This window comes from Sphingobium quisquiliarum P25 (genome assembly GCF_000445065.1).
GTDB classification, from domain to species: Bacteria; Pseudomonadota; Alphaproteobacteria; order Sphingomonadales; family Sphingomonadaceae; genus Sphingobium; species Sphingobium quisquiliarum.
Genome location: NZ_ATHO01000007.1, coordinates 60,948 through 78,436, shown reverse-complemented (window position 1 = coordinate 78,436; position 17,489 = coordinate 60,948). Strand labels below are relative to the sequence as shown.

Annotated in this window: 15 protein-coding genes; 7 read left to right on the top strand and 8 right to left on the bottom strand. The window is 61.3% G+C overall.

From position 1 onward, the window contains the following. Positions 1-5 precede the first annotated feature (5 nt). The 4 genes from L288_RS23330 to L288_RS23315 all read right to left on the bottom strand — a co-directional run bounded on the left by L288_RS23330 (position 6) and on the right by L288_RS23315 (position 6,068). A complete protein-coding gene (locus tag L288_RS23330) occupies positions 6-2,435 on the bottom strand; it encodes a TonB-dependent receptor (RefSeq protein ID WP_051209588.1) in 2,430 nt (809 codons plus the stop codon). Positions 2,436-2,544: 109 nt separating this feature from the next. Continuing rightward, positions 2,545-3,576, bottom strand: a complete 1,032-nt coding sequence (locus L288_RS23325; RefSeq protein WP_031303740.1) for an aromatic ring-hydroxylating dioxygenase subunit alpha — start codon at positions 3,574-3,576, stop codon at positions 2,545-2,547. Positions 3,577-3,816: 240 nt separating this feature from the next. Then, positions 3,817-4,926 (bottom strand): FAD-dependent monooxygenase, encoded by a 1,110-nt coding sequence (locus L288_RS23320; protein WP_021236526.1) that lies wholly within the window; start codon positions 4,924-4,926, stop codon positions 3,817-3,819. 194 nt (positions 4,927-5,120) lie between these two features. After that, positions 5,121-6,068: a LysR family transcriptional regulator gene (locus tag L288_RS23315; RefSeq protein ID WP_021236525.1), complete on the bottom strand. Its 948-nt coding sequence runs from the start codon at positions 6,066-6,068 to the stop codon at positions 5,121-5,123. Positions 6,069-6,262: 194 nt separating this feature from the next. Between L288_RS23315 and L288_RS23310 the strand changes: the two genes are divergently transcribed. Beyond that, complete coding sequence (locus L288_RS23310) at positions 6,263-6,985, top strand: EthD domain-containing protein (protein WP_021236524.1); 723 nt, start codon at positions 6,263-6,265, stop codon at positions 6,983-6,985. A gap of 10 nt (positions 6,986-6,995) precedes the next feature. Here the strand turns inward: L288_RS23310 and L288_RS23305 are convergent, their stop codons facing one another. From L288_RS23305 to L288_RS23295, 3 genes are all read right to left on the bottom strand, one after another. Beyond that, entirely contained in the window at positions 6,996-7,379 is a 384-nt protein-coding gene (locus L288_RS23305; RefSeq protein ID WP_021236523.1) for a dihydroneopterin aldolase, read from the bottom strand. A gap of 101 nt (positions 7,380-7,480) precedes the next feature. Further along, entirely contained in the window at positions 7,481-8,338 is an 858-nt protein-coding gene (purU, locus tag L288_RS23300) for a formyltetrahydrofolate deformylase (protein WP_021236522.1), read from the bottom strand. 29 nt (positions 8,339-8,367) lie between these two features. Continuing rightward, a complete protein-coding gene (locus L288_RS23295) occupies positions 8,368-9,231 on the bottom strand; it encodes a methylenetetrahydrofolate reductase (protein ID WP_021236521.1) in 864 nt (287 codons plus the stop codon). A 290-nt stretch (positions 9,232-9,521) separates the two neighbouring features. Here L288_RS23295 and desA point away from each other — a divergent pair, with 290 nt between their 5' ends. Next, positions 9,522-10,931 carry a syringate O-demethylase gene (gene desA / locus L288_RS23290; protein ID WP_021236519.1) on the top strand — a complete coding sequence of 470 codons (1,410 nt, stop codon included), beginning with the start codon at positions 9,522-9,524 and terminating at the stop codon, positions 10,929-10,931. A gap of 782 nt (positions 10,932-11,713) precedes the next feature. On the opposite strand, the gene L288_RS23280 is transcribed toward desA, so the two are convergent. Next, positions 11,714-12,406, bottom strand: a complete 693-nt coding sequence (locus tag L288_RS23280) for a hypothetical protein (RefSeq protein WP_007685994.1) — start codon at positions 12,404-12,406, stop codon at positions 11,714-11,716. Between the two features lie 165 nt (positions 12,407-12,571). On the opposite strand from L288_RS23280, the gene L288_RS23275 reads away from it, so the two are divergent. From L288_RS23275 to L288_RS23260, 5 genes are all read left to right on the top strand, one after another. Further along, positions 12,572-13,168, top strand: coding sequence for a recombinase family protein (locus L288_RS23275; protein ID WP_007685993.1), 597 nt, complete (start codon positions 12,572-12,574; stop codon positions 13,166-13,168). After that, positions 13,161-14,813 carry an IS481 family transposase gene (locus tag L288_RS23270; RefSeq protein ID WP_007685992.1) on the top strand — a complete coding sequence of 551 codons (1,653 nt, stop codon included), beginning with the start codon at positions 13,161-13,163 and terminating at the stop codon, positions 14,811-14,813. The genes L288_RS23275 and L288_RS23270 overlap by 8 nt, the downstream gene beginning before the upstream one ends. After that, complete coding sequence (locus L288_RS23265; protein WP_007685991.1) at positions 14,813-15,790, top strand: ExeA family protein; 978 nt, start codon at positions 14,813-14,815, stop codon at positions 15,788-15,790. The genes L288_RS23270 and L288_RS23265 overlap by 1 nt, the downstream gene beginning before the upstream one ends. A gap of 100 nt (positions 15,791-15,890) precedes the next feature. Beyond that, positions 15,891-16,460, top strand: a complete 570-nt coding sequence (locus L288_RS42935; RefSeq protein WP_062121710.1) for a hypothetical protein — start codon at positions 15,891-15,893, stop codon at positions 16,458-16,460. A gap of 263 nt (positions 16,461-16,723) precedes the next feature. Continuing rightward, on the top strand, positions 16,724-17,476 hold the full coding sequence (locus L288_RS23260; RefSeq protein WP_021236517.1) for an IclR family transcriptional regulator: 753 nt from the start codon (positions 16,724-16,726) through the stop codon (positions 17,474-17,476). The last annotated feature ends 13 nt before the right edge of the window (positions 17,477-17,489 follow it).

Genomic DNA, 17,489 nt, shown 5'->3' with positions numbered 1-17,489 from the left:
TGTCATCAGAACCGGAAGTTTCCGCGAATTCCATATGTCCGTGGAGGCGCGTAGTTGGTGATGATGGTATTAGCGACTGAACTATTCAATTGAGTGATGGTGGGAACGGTGCGATTGGTGAGGTTGCGGCCCCATAGGGTGATCGCCCATGTTTCATCGGGATCGCCGAAGCTGATGGAGCCATCGACCACAAAGTCCCGCCCGGAATAGCTTTGGGGCAGATAGTCGAAGCCGACGACCCGGTTCGAACGGTAACGTCCCTGCGCGGCGAAGGTGATACGGTTGGGTCCGGCATCCACATACTGTTCGATGCCAGCGCTGGCCGACCATTTCGGCGAGTTGAAGCCGGGTTTGCCGCTGCAATCGACGTCATAGACGGTTTGACCAAGCGCATTCGTTCCCGGTGCATAGGGGCATCCTACCGCAGGAGGAAGGAAGGTCGCGCCTCGCGGCGTCTGGTAGGAATAATCGTCCAGCTTGTTTTCAAGATATTGGATCGATCCGCTCAGTAATGTTGAAGGGGTGGCCCTGAACTGCACGTCCACATCCACACCCTTGATGGTTGAACGCCCGGCATTTTCGGTGAAGTAACTGTTAAGACCAAGGCCATCGAGACCGAAGTGGGAAACCTGCTGACCCGAATATCGCCAGTAGAAGGCTTCGATATTCAACTGGAGGCGATTGTTGAAGAATCGGTTCTTTAGGCCGACAGTTGCCGCCTTGATATATTCCGGTTCGAACGTTTCATGGCCCAGGGACAGCGAGAAGCCACCGGAACGATAACCCGTTTCATAGCTGGCATAGGCGAGCGAATTGGGCCCTGCGTCGAATTCAGCCGCAAGACGATAGGTGAAGCGGTTCTGCGTGACGGTGTCGTTCACAACAATCGGAGAATAGAAAAGGATATTCCCCGCCGACCCGAAAGGCCGGGCATTGGCCGGTCCAGGGGCAACTGGAAACCCCAGGGGAAGATCGCTGGCGGGGATCGCCGCGGCGATTTCAGCCAGGGAGCGGCCCACGGGGACGGAAGGCCCGGCAAGGCAGCCCGGCCCTAACGGAGGCGCTGCGTTCGTGCAGATGTTCAGCAATGTCGGCGCTGACCCGTCCAGCGACTTGCGGTCATGCGTGTAGCGGCCTGCGGCGACCAGGCGGAAGCTGTCGGCAAGGTGGAACGTCAGGCGGCCAAATCCCGCCGTCGACCGCGTGCCGACATCATAAGATTGGATCGACGTCGCGATATACTGGTTGAAGACGGAACGGCCCCTGGTCGTTTCGTCAAAATAATAAGCGCCCAGCAGCCATTCCACCGGACCGATACGCTTGCCGTTCAGGCGCACTTCGGCGCTGAACTGCCGGTCGCGCTCATCGACGCGGCCGCCGCGAAATCCGGGCCCGTTGAAGAGGTCGTCGAGCCTGGACCGGCGGTAAGCCGAAATGACGGTAAGATCGCCGATCCCGGTTTCCACGCCGAGTTCACCAGTCACGCCCCAATTGGTGTCGTTGATATAGGGCCTTTCCACCGGTGCGGGGAAGTTGAACGATCCCCCAATGACCAGTTGGCTGAAATAATCCCTTGCTTCCGGTGAGGTCAGGCCGCTGCGCCTGTCGAGGTTGGAAGGGATGAAGACATAGTTTGCGGGCGCGGCCGATGAAGCCGGTGCGCCCGGCACGAAGGCCAGGGAGCCCTGGTAGGAGCCGCCGGGCCCCATTCCCCCCACATGAGAATAGTCAGCCGCGAGTCGCAGGCTGACACCATCCGAAGGTTCGGTCAGGAACTGCGCGCGCACGCCCTGGGCCTTGGAATCGGCCGTACCGTCGTCATTATAACCGTCGGAATGCAGAACCTTGCCAGCGACGCGGAACGCGGAATTGTCACCGACCGGAAGGTTGATGGCGGCTTCGGCCTCCACATTGTCATAATTGCCGATGCCGATGGAGATCGCGCCCCCCAGCTCGCCGATTTTCGGCTTACTGGGCAGGACGTTGATCGCGCCGCCGGTTGCGTTGCGGCCGTAGAGCGTGCCCTGTGGCCCTTTGAGCACCTCGATCCGTTCAAGATCGAAGAAGGCGCCGTTGGTGGCGGTGGGGCGGCCGATATAAACACCGTCATAGTTGAAGGCGACGGCTGAATCGCTATAGGCATTGTTGGTGAAGTTGCCGACGCCGCGAATGAAGAAGCTGGCCGTTGCGCCGCCACCGCTCGCAACATTGAGCGAAGGCGCAACAGCATTCAACGTCGCGGCGCTATTGACGCCTGCGCGGGTGAGTTCCGCCGGAGCGACAACATCGATAGCGATCGCGGCCTTCTGCGCGGATTCAACACGGCGCTGTGCCGTGACGACAATGTCCGCAAGACCTTGATCACCTGTCATCGGCTGCGGCGCCTGAACATCCTGCGCCAATGCAGATGTCGCGCCAAGCAGCACGGCTATCATGGCCCCGCCTGCTAATAAATTGGCCTTCATGGACTTCCCCTCCTTTTCAATATTATTATAATCATAGGATCGATTATTGATCCTTCTGCCCACCGCATGATCGGACGGCTCAGGCCGCCTCGCCGTTATTTTCCTTTTCGATCATGTGAGCCAATATGCGGCGTGCCCTCACCGCGGCGTTGTCGATCGGCAGCAGCGCTGGATTGCAGGCCCAGAGATCGCCCGTCCCCATCCGCGCCTGCTGCGCCTCCAGCATCGGCTTGTCTTCGGTTGCGAAGATATTGTTGACGAACTTTCCAAGAGCTTCATTATAGCCGGGATCATCCGTGCGGAAATTGCGCGTCGACAGGACGAAATAATGCGTTTTCATTGCGCCTTCCGGCGTCATGATGTGCATCGTCACGGATTCGACGGGTGATCCATTCAGTGGGTCCACCGGCTCCACATGGACGCATAATTTCATCACGGCGGGCGGATACCATACCACCTCTGTAAATGTATTCGCTAGTGATCCGGGACGATCGAGTTCGCGATCGAGTGCCGGTGGAGCGACTTCATTGGGATTTTCCCAACGAACCGTGACGATATTTCCTTCGACCTTCACCTTTTCCTTTGCACGAGTGAGGCCACCGCCGCCGAGCGTATCGGGGTGAAGGTAGTCGGTGTGGGTGAGATCGAGTATGTTGTCGGTGCAGAGTTCGAAATTGGCCTTGGTTGGCAGATAGCCGGTGAACTTGCCGTGGGCAGGTGTCCGGTCGATGAAAGAAAGATCAGGGATAAGGCTGTCGTCGGCAGCCTTGATGTCGCCCATCCACAACCAGATGAGATCATGCCGCTCGACAGTCGCCCATGATCTGACGGACAGAGCATCCGTGATTTGGCCATGCGGGTTATGCACGCATTTGCCGCCCTTGCCGAAACGCAGGCCATGATACCGGCACATGACTTCGCCATCCTGATAAACGCCTGCCGACAGGGGCGCGAGGCGGTGAGAACAAGCATCCTTGATGGCGGTTGCATGACCGTCCTTGTCCCGGAAGAGTAGCATCGGGATGTCGCAGATGGTCCGCGGCAGCAGGTCACCGGCTTTCAACTCAGTTGGTAAGGCTACAACATACCAACAGTTTCGGGGATATATCATCCAGCCTCACCCTCTTCCCGGTATATATTGTCCTGAACTTGCACGCCGCTGTTTCAAAAGTGAAACTGATAAGGTTTATGGATTTAGATAAAATTTATGAATGGCCTTCCCTTGTAGAACCTGGCATGCGCCTGACAGTTAGACGGCACATTTGCGGTTAACCCTTCACGCCCGCCGGGATTTTCTGAAGGGGCGGCAGGTTGCCAGATCGCTGATGCCCAGAACTCCGCTGCCTTCCTTTCAGATGTCGATCGCGAGCGCGGCCTGTGCATGGGCCATGCGCCTGTTCAGTTCATCGGGATGGCCGCCCGCCTGCTGCAAATTACCGATGGCGACGGATTCCTCGACGACAAGGCGGCAACGCTCCCACCGGCGCCCCTCGAACCGGTCGAACATATCCTCCGGCGTGCCGCCCCCGGCGAGTATGTCCGCCAACACCATCGCATCCTCTATCGCGATCCCCGCGCCCGACGCGAGATGCGGCGTGGTCGCATGGCAGGCATCGCCGATCAGCAGCACCCTGCCCTTGTGCCACGGGCGCGGCAGAAGCAGCGCGTCGAGAGGCCGGGCAATGATCTGCGTCCCCGCCCGGATCGCGGCCCTCACCGCGTCCATCGCGGTCCCGCCAAAGGGCGTCAGCATCGCGCTCAGTTCCGGCGCCAGCCTGTCATCGTCCAACCGGCGGCGATCCGCGCTGGTTTCCAGCAGCCAGAGATACATTTGCGATTGGGATACAGGCATCACGCCGCATGTCACGTTCGCTCCCACATAGAAATGAGGCCGGTCGATCACTTCGGGCCGATCCGCCAGCAATCGCCAGCAAAATTGACCCGTGTAGCTGGGGACCGGCGCATCCGGGAATATTTGGGCACGTGTCTGCGAAAATGCGCCGTCAGCGCCGATGACAATGGGATGACCGACCACTTCTCCGTTGGATAGCCCGACCTCGACCGCATCCTCCAATATCGTGATGCTTTTCGCGGTGACGCCGAGCCTGACGGGAATGCCCAATTCCCGCACGCGTGCCGCCATGATGCGATGAAGTTCCGGCCGCAATATGCCGCCCGCTGTCGGCAGCCCCGGCTCCAGCGGCTGCATCGGCAATTCGATCAGCGTGGTTCCGTCAGCAGCGCAGATCAGCGCGCCCTTGTCGATGAAATAGCCTGCGGCCCTGACATCATCGAGCAATCCCAGGCGCTTGAGCGCCCTGTAGGTGGGGCCGGTGATGCTGATGCCGGCGCCTGCGACGCGCCAATGGGGATCTGCTTCGATGATTTCGGCCCTGATGCCCAGCTTCGCCGATTGGATGGCCAGTGCCATTCCGGCAATTCCGCCTCCCACGATCAGCATGGATGGCTGTTCCTCATTCGGAACGGCTTGAACATCATCACCTCCCCCGTGTCCGCGGCATTATCGAGCACGACTTTAACGGGAGTCCTGCATGCTCACGAACTGATTGAATTGATGTCCTTCGATAATATCTGTGAATAGTTGTGGCGGGGTGAACCCCCAGCATCAGGAAGGATAAGGGGCGGCCGCATTGTTCAAAGGGGCAATGCTGCATCCAGTTCGAATGCGTCGAGCTTTTCCGTCTGCTCTGCGGCGAGGCGCAACTGGTTTCGCAGCCAGAGCAGTCCATCATCCGAACTGCGGGCGCTATGATATTGCGCCATTTCGCGCATGATGGGGAATTTGAAGGGCATGGGCTGGAAGGCGATCGGGAATTTCGCCGCCATCAGCTTCGCCAGGCGGTGATGCATGATCGACAGGCGTTGCGTCCCGATCAACAGCCATGGAACCAGCGTGAAGGAAGGCGCGACGATCTCCACCTGCCGTTGCAGGCCCATGGAACTCAGCTGGGCGTCGCCATGGGCAAGCTTTCGATGGCGCCCAAAGGACACGGTAATATGGGGCGACGAAAACAGTTCATCCTTCGAAATCGGCCTGCTCATCAGGGGATTGCTTGCCCAACCGGCGATGACATGCCTTTCCTCGAAGAGAAGCTCGGCGGGATGGACGTTGGACACAAATTCTTCCGGCGTGATGAAAATGTCTATGAAGCCTTCTTCAAGATCGCCCCACACATTGTCTTCCGGCAGGATGAGTTCAAGCTGCACGCCCGGCGCAATGACGGGAAGGCGATTGGCGAAGTAGGAAATCACGGCGGTCGATGCATAGTCGGACGCGACGATACGAAACCGCCTCTGACTGGTGAGCGGGTCGAAAGCCGAATTGGTGGTGATGAGGATTTCAGCTTCCCGCAGACAGGCGAGAACCTGCGGATAGAGACCCTCCGCAAAGGCCGTGGGAAGCATCCGCTTTCCATGGACAACCAATATCTCGTCCTTGAAATAGCTTCTCAGCCTGGCGAGGGCGGAACTGACTGCGGGCTGGCTGAGATTCATTTTCACGGCTGCGCGGGATACGCTTCGAGACGACATCAGGGCGTCGAAGGCCACCAGAAGGTTCAGGTCCAATCCTTTGAGCCGCATCTCTACGATCCGTTTTTCTTATTCAATGCTGAAACGATAAACGGATCTGTGAATAAAGCAATTTGCCGCCTTCATTGTGATCAGCGGGGCCAAGCTATCAGCGATTTGGATCGAAGATCATAAATATAAAGAGTTTTACATAGGCTGCGCATCAGCGGAAGGCTCTCGACGAACTGGTTAAAAGGGGTGACAATATGCTGAAGGTCGTTGCTGCCGTGCGCCGCCGCCCCGGTATGACCTATCGCGAATTCATAGATTATATCGTCAATGTCCATGGCGGGCTGACGCTCGCAAATCCGCTTGGCCTCGCGCGCTATGTTCAGAACCATGTCGTGGACGGCGCCTATTCCACCAGCGCATATGCCAGTTACGGCGCAGTGACGCATCGCGACAGCGTTACGGAACTTTACTTTCGCAGCCCGGATGATCTGAAGCGGACCTTCACCGACCCCTATACGATCACCGTGATCGCTCCCGATGGCGAGAAATTCTCCGAAACGGCGACCACGCAAATGGCTTTCACGCGGGAAACCTGCTTGTCGGAGCCATCCGGGACGGATGATGCCGTCAAGATCATGCACTTCCTGTTCCCGGAACATGGCTCAACCGCGCAGGATGTCCAGGCCCGCTGGGACGATATCCATGCCGCAGCCCTTGCCGCCGCTCCCGCTTTGGAAGCAGCGCTGCGCGGTCTGACGAGATCCGACGCCCTGCCCCTGCCGGACCCGCAAATGGCCAGGCATTTCGGTGGCGCCGACGGGCCCGCCATCACGCTCATGATCAGCTTATGGGTGGCGCCGGATGCGCTGGAGCATTTCCGCGCCTATGAAAAATCAGTGTTAGCGTCCGGCCTCTTCCAGGCGGATCGCTGCTACTTCCTGATCTGCAAGGAACATCAGATCTATCCGCCAATGTGATGGCGGCGCATCATGCCGGAAGATCGGGTGCATGCCCTTGCTGATCGCGGCGCACCGACACCTCCACCCCCGCCATGCCGCGCGTGATCGCGAACGGCTTGTCGATGCTGACGTCCGCCTCAACCACATGGGTCCATGAAAGGCATTTCTGGGCAAGCATATAGGCAAAGGTTTCGATCAGGGGGATGTGCACCAGAGAAAGCGATTCCGCCGCCTTGACGATCCGGCGGTAATCGACCGTGTCCTCTATGCCCTTCACGGCTCCGGTGGACAGCAGCAACTCCACCGTGATGACGAGGGGCTGGCGGCGGCCGATTTCGTCGGGGTTGATGCCGATGTCCGCCAGAAGCGGCAACTCCTTGACGCGAACCTTGGTAAGAACGGAATTCATCATCTTGGCTGGGCCCTCTCCGCCGCCTTTATCATATTGCTGAGCAGATATGCGATGGTCATCGGCCCTGCGCTGCGGGGACCGGGAAGCTGGCGCGCCATGCGTCAGCTTTTGAACACGACCGTGCGCGACTGGTTCAGGAACACGCGGTCCTGAAGGTGCAGGCGGACGGCCTCCGCAAGGACGCGGCGCTCGATATCCCGGCCCCTGCGGACAAGTTCGTCGGGCACGTCGGCATGGCCGATCATTTCGACGTCCTGATGGATGATGGGGCCTTCATCAAGGTCGGCGGTGACATAGTGGGCGGTCGCGCCGATCATCTTGACGCCGCGGTCATAGGCCTGGTGATAGGGCTTGGCCCCCTTGAAGCCGGGCAGGAAGCTGTGATGGATGTTGATGCACCGGCCGGACAGGAAAGCGGCCATGTCATCGGACAATATCTGCATATAGCGGGCGAGTACCACCAGCTCCGCCCCGCTATCGTTCACAACTTGCTTGATCCTGGCTTCCTGCTCCGCCTTCGTGTCCTTCGTCACCGGGAAATAATGATAAGGAACGTCGCCGATCAGCGATGTGTGCAGCAATTCGCGCGGATGGTTGGAAATGATCGCTACGACATCCATCGCCAGTTCGCCAATCCGGTAACGGTAGAGCAGATCGCCAAGGCAATGGTCCCATTTGGAAACCATCAGCACCACCTTTTTCGGAGTGGCCTGGTCCCGCATGACCCATTCCATCCCCGCGCCTTCGCTGACCGGCGCAAAGCCGTCACGCAGCGACTCCAGCGTCTCGCCCGCGCCCGGCTTGAACGCGATGCGCATGAAGAATTTGTTGTTCATGCTGTCGTCGAATTGCTGCGCATCGACGATGTTGCAGCCGCGTGAAGCGAGAAATCCGGCCACTTGCGCGACAAGGCCGGGCTTGTCGTCACATTGAAGCCGCAAGGTGTAGATGTCGGGCACGTCAGACTCCTCCTTTCTTTACTGCCGCGTCAGTGCGCGCGGTCATAGTCGTTGATCCAGGCGACGGTCTTCTCAAGCCCGCCAAAGGGATAGAAATGAAGCCGCACGCGCCCATGCTGAGGCCCCAGCTTTCGCGCGAAGGTGTCGACCAGCTTGTCCGGTCCTGCCGAACCGAACAGCTGCGTAATGGAAATGCCGTATTTCGCAAGGACCGAGGCAGACGCCCCGACGCCGCACCGTGCCGCAAAGCGCAGCAATGTCTTGATGCCCGCAGGTCCGGGAACGCCGATGCGGACCGGGGCACCGATGCCGCGCGCCCGCAGATCGGCAAGCCAGTCCAGAACCGCATCCGCATCGAACACGAACTGGGTAACGATCAGCGGCGCCATTCCCCGGCTTTCAATGTCCGCCACCTTGTCTTGCAGCACGTCCCAGCATTGCTGCCTGCTCATATTGGGGTGCCCTTCGGGATGGCCGCCGATCCCGATCGCGGTGATCCCCGCCCGTTCGAAAGCGCCGCTTGAGATCAGCGCGCTGCTGTCGAAAAAAGGACCTTCCGGTTCGGAAGGATCGCCCGCGATCACGAAGCAGCGCTTCACGCCCGCTTCCGCCACAGCCGCCGAAAGATAATCCTCGAACTCGCCAGCGGATTGGATGCGGCGCGCCGAAAAATGGGGCATCGGTTCAAAGCCCAGATCGCGCACCAGCCTTGTCGCGGCAATGCGAGCCTTGAATTCCTCGCCCGGCAGAAACGTCACCGCGACAGGCGTTTCCGGCCTGAGGGCAGGCGCGGCGGCACGCAGGGAGTCCACATCCTTCGCCGTCATTTCCAGGGAATAGCCATCCACCATGTTGGCAGCGGCGCGATCCCAGTTCGGATGAATGATGGGCATTCCTTTCCCCTCCAATGTCGCTGTGCGATTCTCTCTAGCGTGGCAGATTATCTTCGGATAGGTGAATTCTTCATGTTATTGAATATGGAGGGGTGCGACATCACGGAACGGCCGGTGATTCCATCGCCCGTTTCCCGGCAGGAGGAGACCGTCTCCTGCGTCGGGGGGACGTAATTGCGGGTGATTGAAATGCTGGCCGCATGGCGCCAGCGGAAGTTCGATGAAGTCCTCAGGGAATGGCTGTCATTCCCATTGAATATGTCCAAGACGCAAAAGTGAAAGGCAACGGCATGAGCGAGAAGACACTCCAGAAGATTCTGGATGAACAAGGCAACATCGTTGAATTCCTGCGCAACCAGCAGGCCGGTCCCAATGTCTATCCCGGCGTTCCGGGCGAATATTCCAACTGGCGCGATGAACAGCGCAGCTGGGCGGAAACCGCGGTGCTGTTCAACCAGAGCTTCCACATGGTCGATCTGCTCGTCACCGGACCGGGCGCTTTCGACATGCTGTCCTACCTCGCGCCCAACAGCTTCAAGGGCTTCGTTCCCAATCGCGCCAAGCAATTCGCGCCGGTCACGCCGGAAGGCTATGTGATCGGCGACGTCATCCTCTTCTACCTCGAAGAGGAAAAGTTCGAACTGGTCGGCCGCGCGCCCTCGATCGAGTGGGTCGAATATTGGGCCTCGACCGGCAAGTGGGACGTCAAGGTGGAACGCGACGAGCGCACCGCCGCGCGCCCGCTGGACCAGCAGGGTTACCGCCGCAACTATCGCTTCCAGCTCCAGGGCCCCAACGCGATGAAGGTTCTGGAAAAGGCGATGGGCGAAACCCCGCCGGACCTGAAATTCTTCCACATGGCGCCCGTGAAGATCGCCGGCGTCGAGGTGCGGGCACTGCGCCACGGCATGGTCGGGCAGCCGGGTTACGAACTTTTTGGCCCCTGGAAGGATTATGACACCGTCCGCAATACCCTGATCGAAGCGGGCAAGGATTTCGGCCTGACCCTGTGCGGCGGCCGCACCTATTCATCCAACACGCTCGAATCCGGCTGGATTCCTTCGCCTCTGCCCGCTGTCTACACCGGCGAAGGCACCAGGGGTTTCCGCGAATGGCTGGGCGCGAAATCCTATGAAGGCATGTGCTCGCTGGGCGGCAGCTTCGTTTCCGGCAATATCGAAGACTATTATCTGACGCCCTGGGATCTCGGCTACGGCATCATGGTGAAGTTCGATCATGACTTCGTCGGCCGCGAAGCGCTGGAGAAGATGAAGGACCAGCCCCATCGGACCAAGGTCACGCTGGCCCTCGACAATGAAGACATCGTCCGGGTCATGAGCTCCATGCTCCAGACCGGCGACAAGGCGAAATTCCTGGAATTCCCCACCTCCGTCTATTGCATGCACCCCTATGATTCCGTCTTGAAAGACGGGAAGATCGTCGGCCTGTCGACCTGGATCGGCTACACGGTGAATGCTGGCCGCTTCCTTGCGCTCGCCATGGTCGATGCTGAACTGGCGAAGCCGGGAACCGAGGTGACGCTGCTTTGGGGCGAGCCGGACGGCGGCACCCGCAAGCCCACCGTCGAGCCGCATGTGCAAACCGAAATCAAGGCGATCGTCGCGCCGGTGCCTTACTCCGAGGTGGCACGCGATTCCTACGCCGATGGCTGGCGCACCAGGGCGGTGAAGGCGGGCTGAGCCGGTTCATGTCCAGCGATCCGGCCGTGAAGCGCGGCCGGATCGTTGAACGGCGAGGGCGGCGGCGCGAAAGTGGGTTCCTTCCACGGCTGGTTCCAGCCTACAGCAGGCGTGCGCTTAGCTGTAGGCGCTTGCAACCGTAGCAGCTTCTGCTCGCAAACAGCGCCTTTTCCTGCCCAGATTACCTGACAACGAGCCGACTATGCTGCTCACGCTATCCGACAATGTGCTCGCCATCATCCGCGTCTGCTCGCAAACGGCAAAGGGCCGCTCATGGTATCTGCCAACTACAAAGTCGAGATTAGCAGTCATTTGCTGATGCGCGATGCTCACGCAGCTTTGTGGAACCCAAGATCAGAAAGTACACGATGGGGCAAACCACCATCAGCATCACTGCTGGATCGGTAGCCCATCTCGTTGGGCCATCGCTGTCCGGCTCACTTGCTACCGCGAGCATGAGCGCGATTGATCCTCGCACAGCGGCGTAGGTGGCAGGAACAAGCAGGATGTGGAGAAGCCACCCGTAGCGGAACCGCATGGCGCCAAACCAGCAGAGTACAGCTATGGCGGGTGGAGCGAGTGTGGCGGCTACGAAGCCGCAGAACCAAATGGCAAACCCTGCCGGAGTCAGCGTATCGCGATAGTAGCTGGCGATCCCATCCGGTCGCAATCCGAGAGCGACGAAAGAGCCTGCGACGACAACGGCACCCAAAGCCGTCAGTCCGACGCCACGCAATGTCCCGTGTCTCGGCATCAATCTATGCAATCCAGTAAGCCATTGATCAGGCTGCTCGCACTTTGGCTCGGAAGAAGGTCGTTTCCGACCCAATCAGATCGGGGTCGATCCCGCTCTCCTCGGCGGCCAGTTGCTGGATGATCCGCCAAATCTCGGGGGCGGTGAGGCGCGCGCCGTCGCGGGCAAGCCTGCCACGGTTCTGCTCCGTGACCAGTCGGGCGAGATCGCCGATAGTGTCGCACCTCCGAGGTAATCGCCGGCGGTCGAGGTGCCGTAACCATAGCCCCGCGTAGGCGCTCGCTCCAGCAGCGAAGATGCGAAGGGGAGGTGCCAGCGTCGTGAAGGCGAGGATCGCGACCGCGACAGCGAAGCAGAGACCACTGACAATCCCAAGCCATCCGGCTCGCGTCGCCGGCATCTTGAGGTCGGTATCGGCTTCCAGGTCGCTGAACGCTTGGCGCAGCTTCCCACCGATCAGCGGCGCCAACGGCGCATCCGGCCCGACGTGCCGGCCAAGCCCGAGCGCGCGTCGAAGCCTGTAGAACGTCATCTGCGTGGCGCATGTCGTGCCGCCCCCGCTGTAGGCTGCGACATGCGCGACGACATGGTCACGCACCTCGCCGAACGTTGTCCAAGGCAGGTTCGAGCGCAGGCGCAGATCGAAGGTGCGCTCGATTGCGAGGAAGAAGTCGGTGTCGTCGCCATCACCGACCCAGCCAACCGTATCGAGCACCTGCATGAACCCGGCTCCTCAGCGGTTCTGCAAAACGACCGTTTCTGACGAGCCGATCGCCTTGCTGGGCCGGCAACGTAAATCTGCGGGCCGCACTTTGTCAAAACTGTTCTGGAAACCCGCGTCGCAAAACGGTATGCCCCGCACGAGTTTGGAGAAGATCAGACGCTCATGCGGGTCGGCTATGCCAGGGTCAGCACCAGCGACCAGAACCCCGAGCTCCAGCTCGATGCGCTGCGGCGGGCCGGCTGCGAGCGGGTGTTCACCGAAAAGGCGTCGGGCGCGCGCGATGACCGGCCCGAACTGGCGCGCATTCTGGAAGACGTGCTGCGCGCAGGCGACACGCTGGTTGTTTGGAAGCTCGACCGCCTCGCCCGCTCGCTCAAGAAGTTGATCGCCACGGCCGAGGATCTGGAGCGCGAGAAGATCGGGCTGGTGTCGCTGACCGAGAGCATCGACACGACAACGCCGGGTGGCATGCTCACCTTTCACGTGTTCGGCGCCATCGCGCAGTTCGAGCGTGCCCTGATCCGCGAGCGAACTACCGCGGGGCTAGTGGAGGCGCGCCGGCAGGGTCGCAAGGGTGGCCGCCCATCGGCAATGCGCCCGAGCGACGTCGCCGCGGCACGGGCGATGATGAAGGAGGGCACGTTGCCGGTGCGCGACATCGCCAAGCGCATGGGCGTGTCGGTCGCGACCCTCTATCGCTATGCAGGCAAGCGCGGCAGCGGTGCATCGATCAAGGAGGCTGCAACAGCCCATGGCTGACCGGGCGAAGCGACCGCCTGGAGAGGCGCTGATCGATCTTCGCCGACGGTTGTCGCTGTTGCCCCCACGCGACCCCGGTCGCACCGAGATCATCGCCCGTGCGGCCGAGGCCTATGGCATCTCCATCTGGACCCTTTACCGGGCGTTGCGCGAGCTGAACCGCCCCAAGTCGGTGCGCCGGTCCGACCATGGTGCGACGCGGGTTGCCCCGCAGGCCGAGATGGAGCGCTACGCCGAGATCGTCGCCGCACTGAAGATCAGGACCACCAACAAGAAGGGCCGGCACGTTTCGACCGCCCGCGCCATCGAGTTCCTGGAAACCGATGGCGTCGAGACGCCGGAGGGCCTGGTCAAGGTAGCACCCGGCCTGCTGAAGCGGGCGACCATCGACCGGCTGCTCCGCTCATCAGGGCTGGACTATGCCCGCGTGACCCGCCCCCACGCAGCCGTTCGTTTTCAGGCGCGGCGATCCAACGAGCTGTGGCACTTCGACATGAGCCCGTCCGACCTCAAGCAGGTCGAGGCGCCGCTCTGGATCGAGCAGGGTCGCGGCAAACCCACGCTGATGCTGTTCTCGGCCGTCGATGACTGCTCGGGCGTGGTCTACCAGGAATATCGCAGCGTCTATGGCGAGGATGCCGAGTCCGCGCTGCGCTTTCTATTCAACGCCTTCGCCGCCAAGCCTGAGCCCGAACTGCCGTTCCAGGGCCTGCCGGTCACGATCTACATGGACAACGGCCCGGTCAGCCGGTCGCGCGTGTTCCAGTCGGTGATGGGCAGCCTCGGCGTGCGCGTCCTCACCCATCTGCCGCCGAAGGCCGACGACCGGCACACCGCGGCCCGCGCCAAGGGCAAGGTCGAGCGGCCGTTCCGCACGGTGAAGGAGGTGCACGAGACGTTGTACCACTTCCACAAACCCAAGGACGAGGCGGAAGCCAATCTGTGGATGCGGCGTGCGCTGGTCACCTACAACAACGGCGACCATCGTTCCGAGCCACACGCGCGGATCGAGCACTGGCTGCGGCACCTGCCCGGCGATGGCGTGCGGGCCATGTGTTCATGGGAGCGGTTCTGCGCCTTCGCTCGTGAGCCCGAGCGGCGCACCGTTGCGGGCGACGCGACCGTCTCGGTTGAGGGCGCTTCCTACGAGGTCGAGCCCGAGCTCGCCGGCGAGACGGTGACGCTGCTCTGGGGGCTGTTCGACCAGCAGCTCTTCGTGGAGCATGACGGCAAGCGGCATGGCCCTTACGAGCCGTCGCGCGGCGCCGTGCCGCTCTACCGCTATCGCAAGTATCAGAAGAGCCGCGCCGAGGAGCGGCTCGACAAGGTGGTCCGGCTCGCTGACCAGCTGGGGCTGCCCCGCGCGACCGTGACGGGCGGCGACCGGCCGCTGCCGTCGCTGCCGCCCTCCACCGCAGGGCTCGCGGTGCGGCAAACACCTTTTCCGGAGCCGGCGGTCGAGACGGCATACCCGACCGGGCTCGCGGCGCGCCACGCCATCGTCGACCAGCTCCGGCGACCGCTCGGCTCGCTGCCTGAGGCAGACCGCGCCTTCATCGACGCGCTGCTGGGCGAAACGCTCGACAAGACCATCATCGCTGACCGCATCCGAGAGCGGTTCCAGTCAAGACGGGGGACAAGCTGATGCTCGCCGACGTTCAATCCAGCTACGGGCTCGCCCGCCCGTTCCAAGGCGTCGGCAACTTCGAGACAGAGCATCAGCGCAACCTCGTGCGCGAGGTCTGTGCGGCCGTGCAGACCGGCAGGTTGATCGTCGTCTCCGGCCTGGTCGGATCGGGCAAGACGCACCTGCTGCGCCGCATCGAGGACGAGCTGGCCCGGGCGGGCAAGGTCGCCGTCGCCAAGTCGCTTGCGGTCGACAAGCGCCGCACCTCGTTGCCCTCGCTGATCGAGGCGCTGTTCTACGATCTCTCGCCCGGTGACCGTGCCCAGGTGAAGATTCCCAAGCAGGCCGAGCGCCGCGAGCGCGACCTGCGCGACATCATGCGCAAGGGCAAGCGCCCGGTCGTACTGGTGGTCGACGAGGCGCATGACCTGCACCACAAGACGCTGACCGGCCTCAAGCGGTTGATGGAGGTGGTGGCTGATGCCGGCGTGCTGCTGTCGGTCCTTCTGGTCGGCCATCCTCGGCTACGCAACGACCTGCGCCGCCCGCAAATGGAAGAGATCGGCTACCGCACGACCACCTTCGACTATGAGGGCATCGGCGCCGAACGCCGCGACTATGTTGCCTGGCTGCTCGGCGCCTGTGCGGCCGAGGGGGTCAAGGTTGCCGACTTGATGAACGAGGACGCGATCGACCTCATCGCCGAGCGCCTGCGCACCCCGCTCCAGATCGAGATGCACCTGACACTCGCCTTCGAGCAGGGCTTCCGCTTCGCTGCCAAGCCCGTCACGGCCGAGATCGTCGAGCAGGTGCTGTCGCGGGCGATTGACGACCTCGAACCCACGCTGACGCGCAACGGTTACGATGCGGGCGCGCTCGCCAGCCAGCTCAACACCCGGCCGTCCGACATACGCGCGTTCCTCGCCGGAACGCTGGACGCCGAACACACCCGCGACCTGACCGAGCGGCTCCGCGAAGCCGGTGTGCCGATATGATACTGGCTGTCCTCGCCTTGGTATCTCCCGCACGCGGACGCAACGCATGTCGTCTGTGCCACCGATTGTGGACGTTGCGCTTCTCTCATAGCCTGCCGGCATGAACAGGCATCTTACCGCAGCTTCTTTATCGATCGTCAGCTTGCTCAGCGCGTGCTCGGCCTCGGCCGAGAGGAGGTTGGAGGGACGAGTCTTCGACATCCCGAGAGCCAACGACATATCCGACAATGATAAGCCGTTCTTTCTACCAGCGCTCGATCCCAGCGACGGGTTCTCGTTCTACCTAAATCCGAGCGCAAGCTTGCCGGAGCGAAACTTGGTGGGCGTGGCAAGCAAGAAGCGGATGTGTGCCCGCGCAGCGGGAACAGAGGCGCTTGTCAACTCGACTGTCTGCGCAAGTCGCCCGCTTTCATGGCGCGGCCGAACACTGCGCAAGGTAAGTGATGGTGTTTTCTGGACATACCAGTTGCCAGCCGAAGCAGGTCAGAAGCGTCCTCCATCGCTGGCGAGTTGCTCCGCCATGGGCGGAGGCTCGCGGCCGGGGCTCTGCACGGCCAATCTGCCGTATGACAATCTCGTGCTGACGATTCACTTCCGAGACAATCAGGTCGGCTCGCTCCAGGCATTATACGATCAATCCGTTGCTAGCCTGAGGAAGTGGGAGCGCTGATGCTTACGGCAAACCCGGCGGGAACGATCGCTGCCAGACCGCTCACCGGCACTCCTCGCTATTGGCAGAAAGCGAGAACAGGCCTTCTCCGTTTGCGAGCAGGCGCGGATGATGGCGAGCACATTGTCGCATAGCGTGAGCAGCATGGCCCACCTGCTGTCAGCAAATCTGAGCAGAAATCCGCGCTGTTTGCGAGCAGAGGCCAGTATCTTTGCAATCGCCTACACTTAGCGAGCGCGGGGCCCTGACGTTTTGAACGGAACATGATGACAGCGCAGACGAATATCCAATCCAAGGTCAAGTCCGCCTTGCGGACTCTCGATATTCTGGAACTGGTCGTCGCTTACAGGACCGGCATATCCGCGGTCGAGATTTCAGCAGCGCTGTCCATCCCGGAAAGCAGCCTTTCCTATCTGCTTTCGACGCTGACGGACCGCGCTTATCTGAACCGGGAAGGGCGGCTCTATTTCGCGGGCGCGCGGCTCGACCGGCTGCGCGAGCCTGCCGAAGGGCAAAGCCTTGCCGACCGCGCCGCCCCGCTGGTGAAAGCCATATGCGGGCAGTTGAACGAGACCACATCGCTGTTCATGCTGACGGGATGGGAGGCGGAGGCCGTGATCACGGAAACCTCCTCCCAAAACCTGCGCTATTCGATCGACGTGGGCACGCGCACCCCATTGCATTGCATCTCGGCTGGCAAGGCCCTGCTCGCCGCGATGCCGCCCGACCAGTTGGAAAGCTACTTCACGGAAAGCGAGCGGTTGAGCTACACGCCCAACACGCGCTGCGACCGCCGGGATATTGAAGAGGAACTGGCGCGCGTGCGCTCCGGCGGGTTCGCCAGGACTCGCGATGAATATAGCCGGGGCATATCGGCGATCGGCATGGCGGTGCCATCCGATAGCGCGGTGACCTATGCCATCAGCGTCGCCGTCCCAACGTCGCGTTACGACGATGAGGTTGAGGGAAAGATCATCGAAATTCTACGCAAGACTACGACGCTCCTGAAGAACTAAGCGCCCCATGCGC

Bases quoted from the DNA above. Each gene is read 5' to 3' on its own strand.
- L288_RS23295 (WP_021236521.1), bottom strand. From the start codon at position 9,231: ATGCCCATCATTCATCCGAACTGGGATCGCGCCGCTGCCAACATGGTG.
- L288_RS23305 (WP_021236523.1), bottom strand. From the start codon at position 7,379: ATGATGAATTCCGTTCTTACCAAGGTTCGCGTCAAGGAGTTGCCGCTT.
- L288_RS23310 (WP_021236524.1), top strand. From the start codon at position 6,263: ATGCTGAAGGTCGTTGCTGCCGTGCGCCGCCGCCCCGGTATGACCTAT.
- L288_RS23275 (WP_007685993.1), top strand. From the start codon at position 12,572: ATGCGGGTCGGCTATGCCAGGGTCAGCACCAGCGACCAGAACCCCGAG.
- L288_RS23325 (WP_031303740.1), bottom strand. From the start codon at position 3,576: ATGATATATCCCCGAAACTGTTGGTATGTTGTAGCCTTACCAACTGAG.
- L288_RS23315 (WP_021236525.1), bottom strand. From the start codon at position 6,068: ATGCGGCTCAAAGGATTGGACCTGAACCTTCTGGTGGCCTTCGACGCC.
- L288_RS23265 (WP_007685991.1), top strand. From the start codon at position 14,813: ATGCTCGCCGACGTTCAATCCAGCTACGGGCTCGCCCGCCCGTTCCAA.
- L288_RS23270 (WP_007685992.1), top strand. From the start codon at position 13,161: ATGGCTGACCGGGCGAAGCGACCGCCTGGAGAGGCGCTGATCGATCTT.
- L288_RS23330 (WP_051209588.1), bottom strand. From the start codon at position 2,435: ATGATAGCCGTGCTGCTTGGCGCGACATCTGCATTGGCGCAGGATGTT.
- L288_RS23280 (WP_007685994.1), bottom strand. From the start codon at position 12,406: ATGCAGGTGCTCGATACGGTTGGCTGGGTCGGTGATGGCGACGACACC.
- L288_RS42935 (WP_062121710.1), top strand. From the start codon at position 15,891: ATGAACAGGCATCTTACCGCAGCTTCTTTATCGATCGTCAGCTTGCTC.
- desA (WP_021236519.1), top strand. From the start codon at position 9,522: ATGAGCGAGAAGACACTCCAGAAGATTCTGGATGAACAAGGCAACATC.
- L288_RS23260 (WP_021236517.1), top strand. From the start codon at position 16,724: ATGATGACAGCGCAGACGAATATCCAATCCAAGGTCAAGTCCGCCTTG.
- L288_RS23320 (WP_021236526.1), bottom strand. From the start codon at position 4,926: ATGCTGATCGTGGGAGGCGGAATTGCCGGAATGGCACTGGCCATCCAA.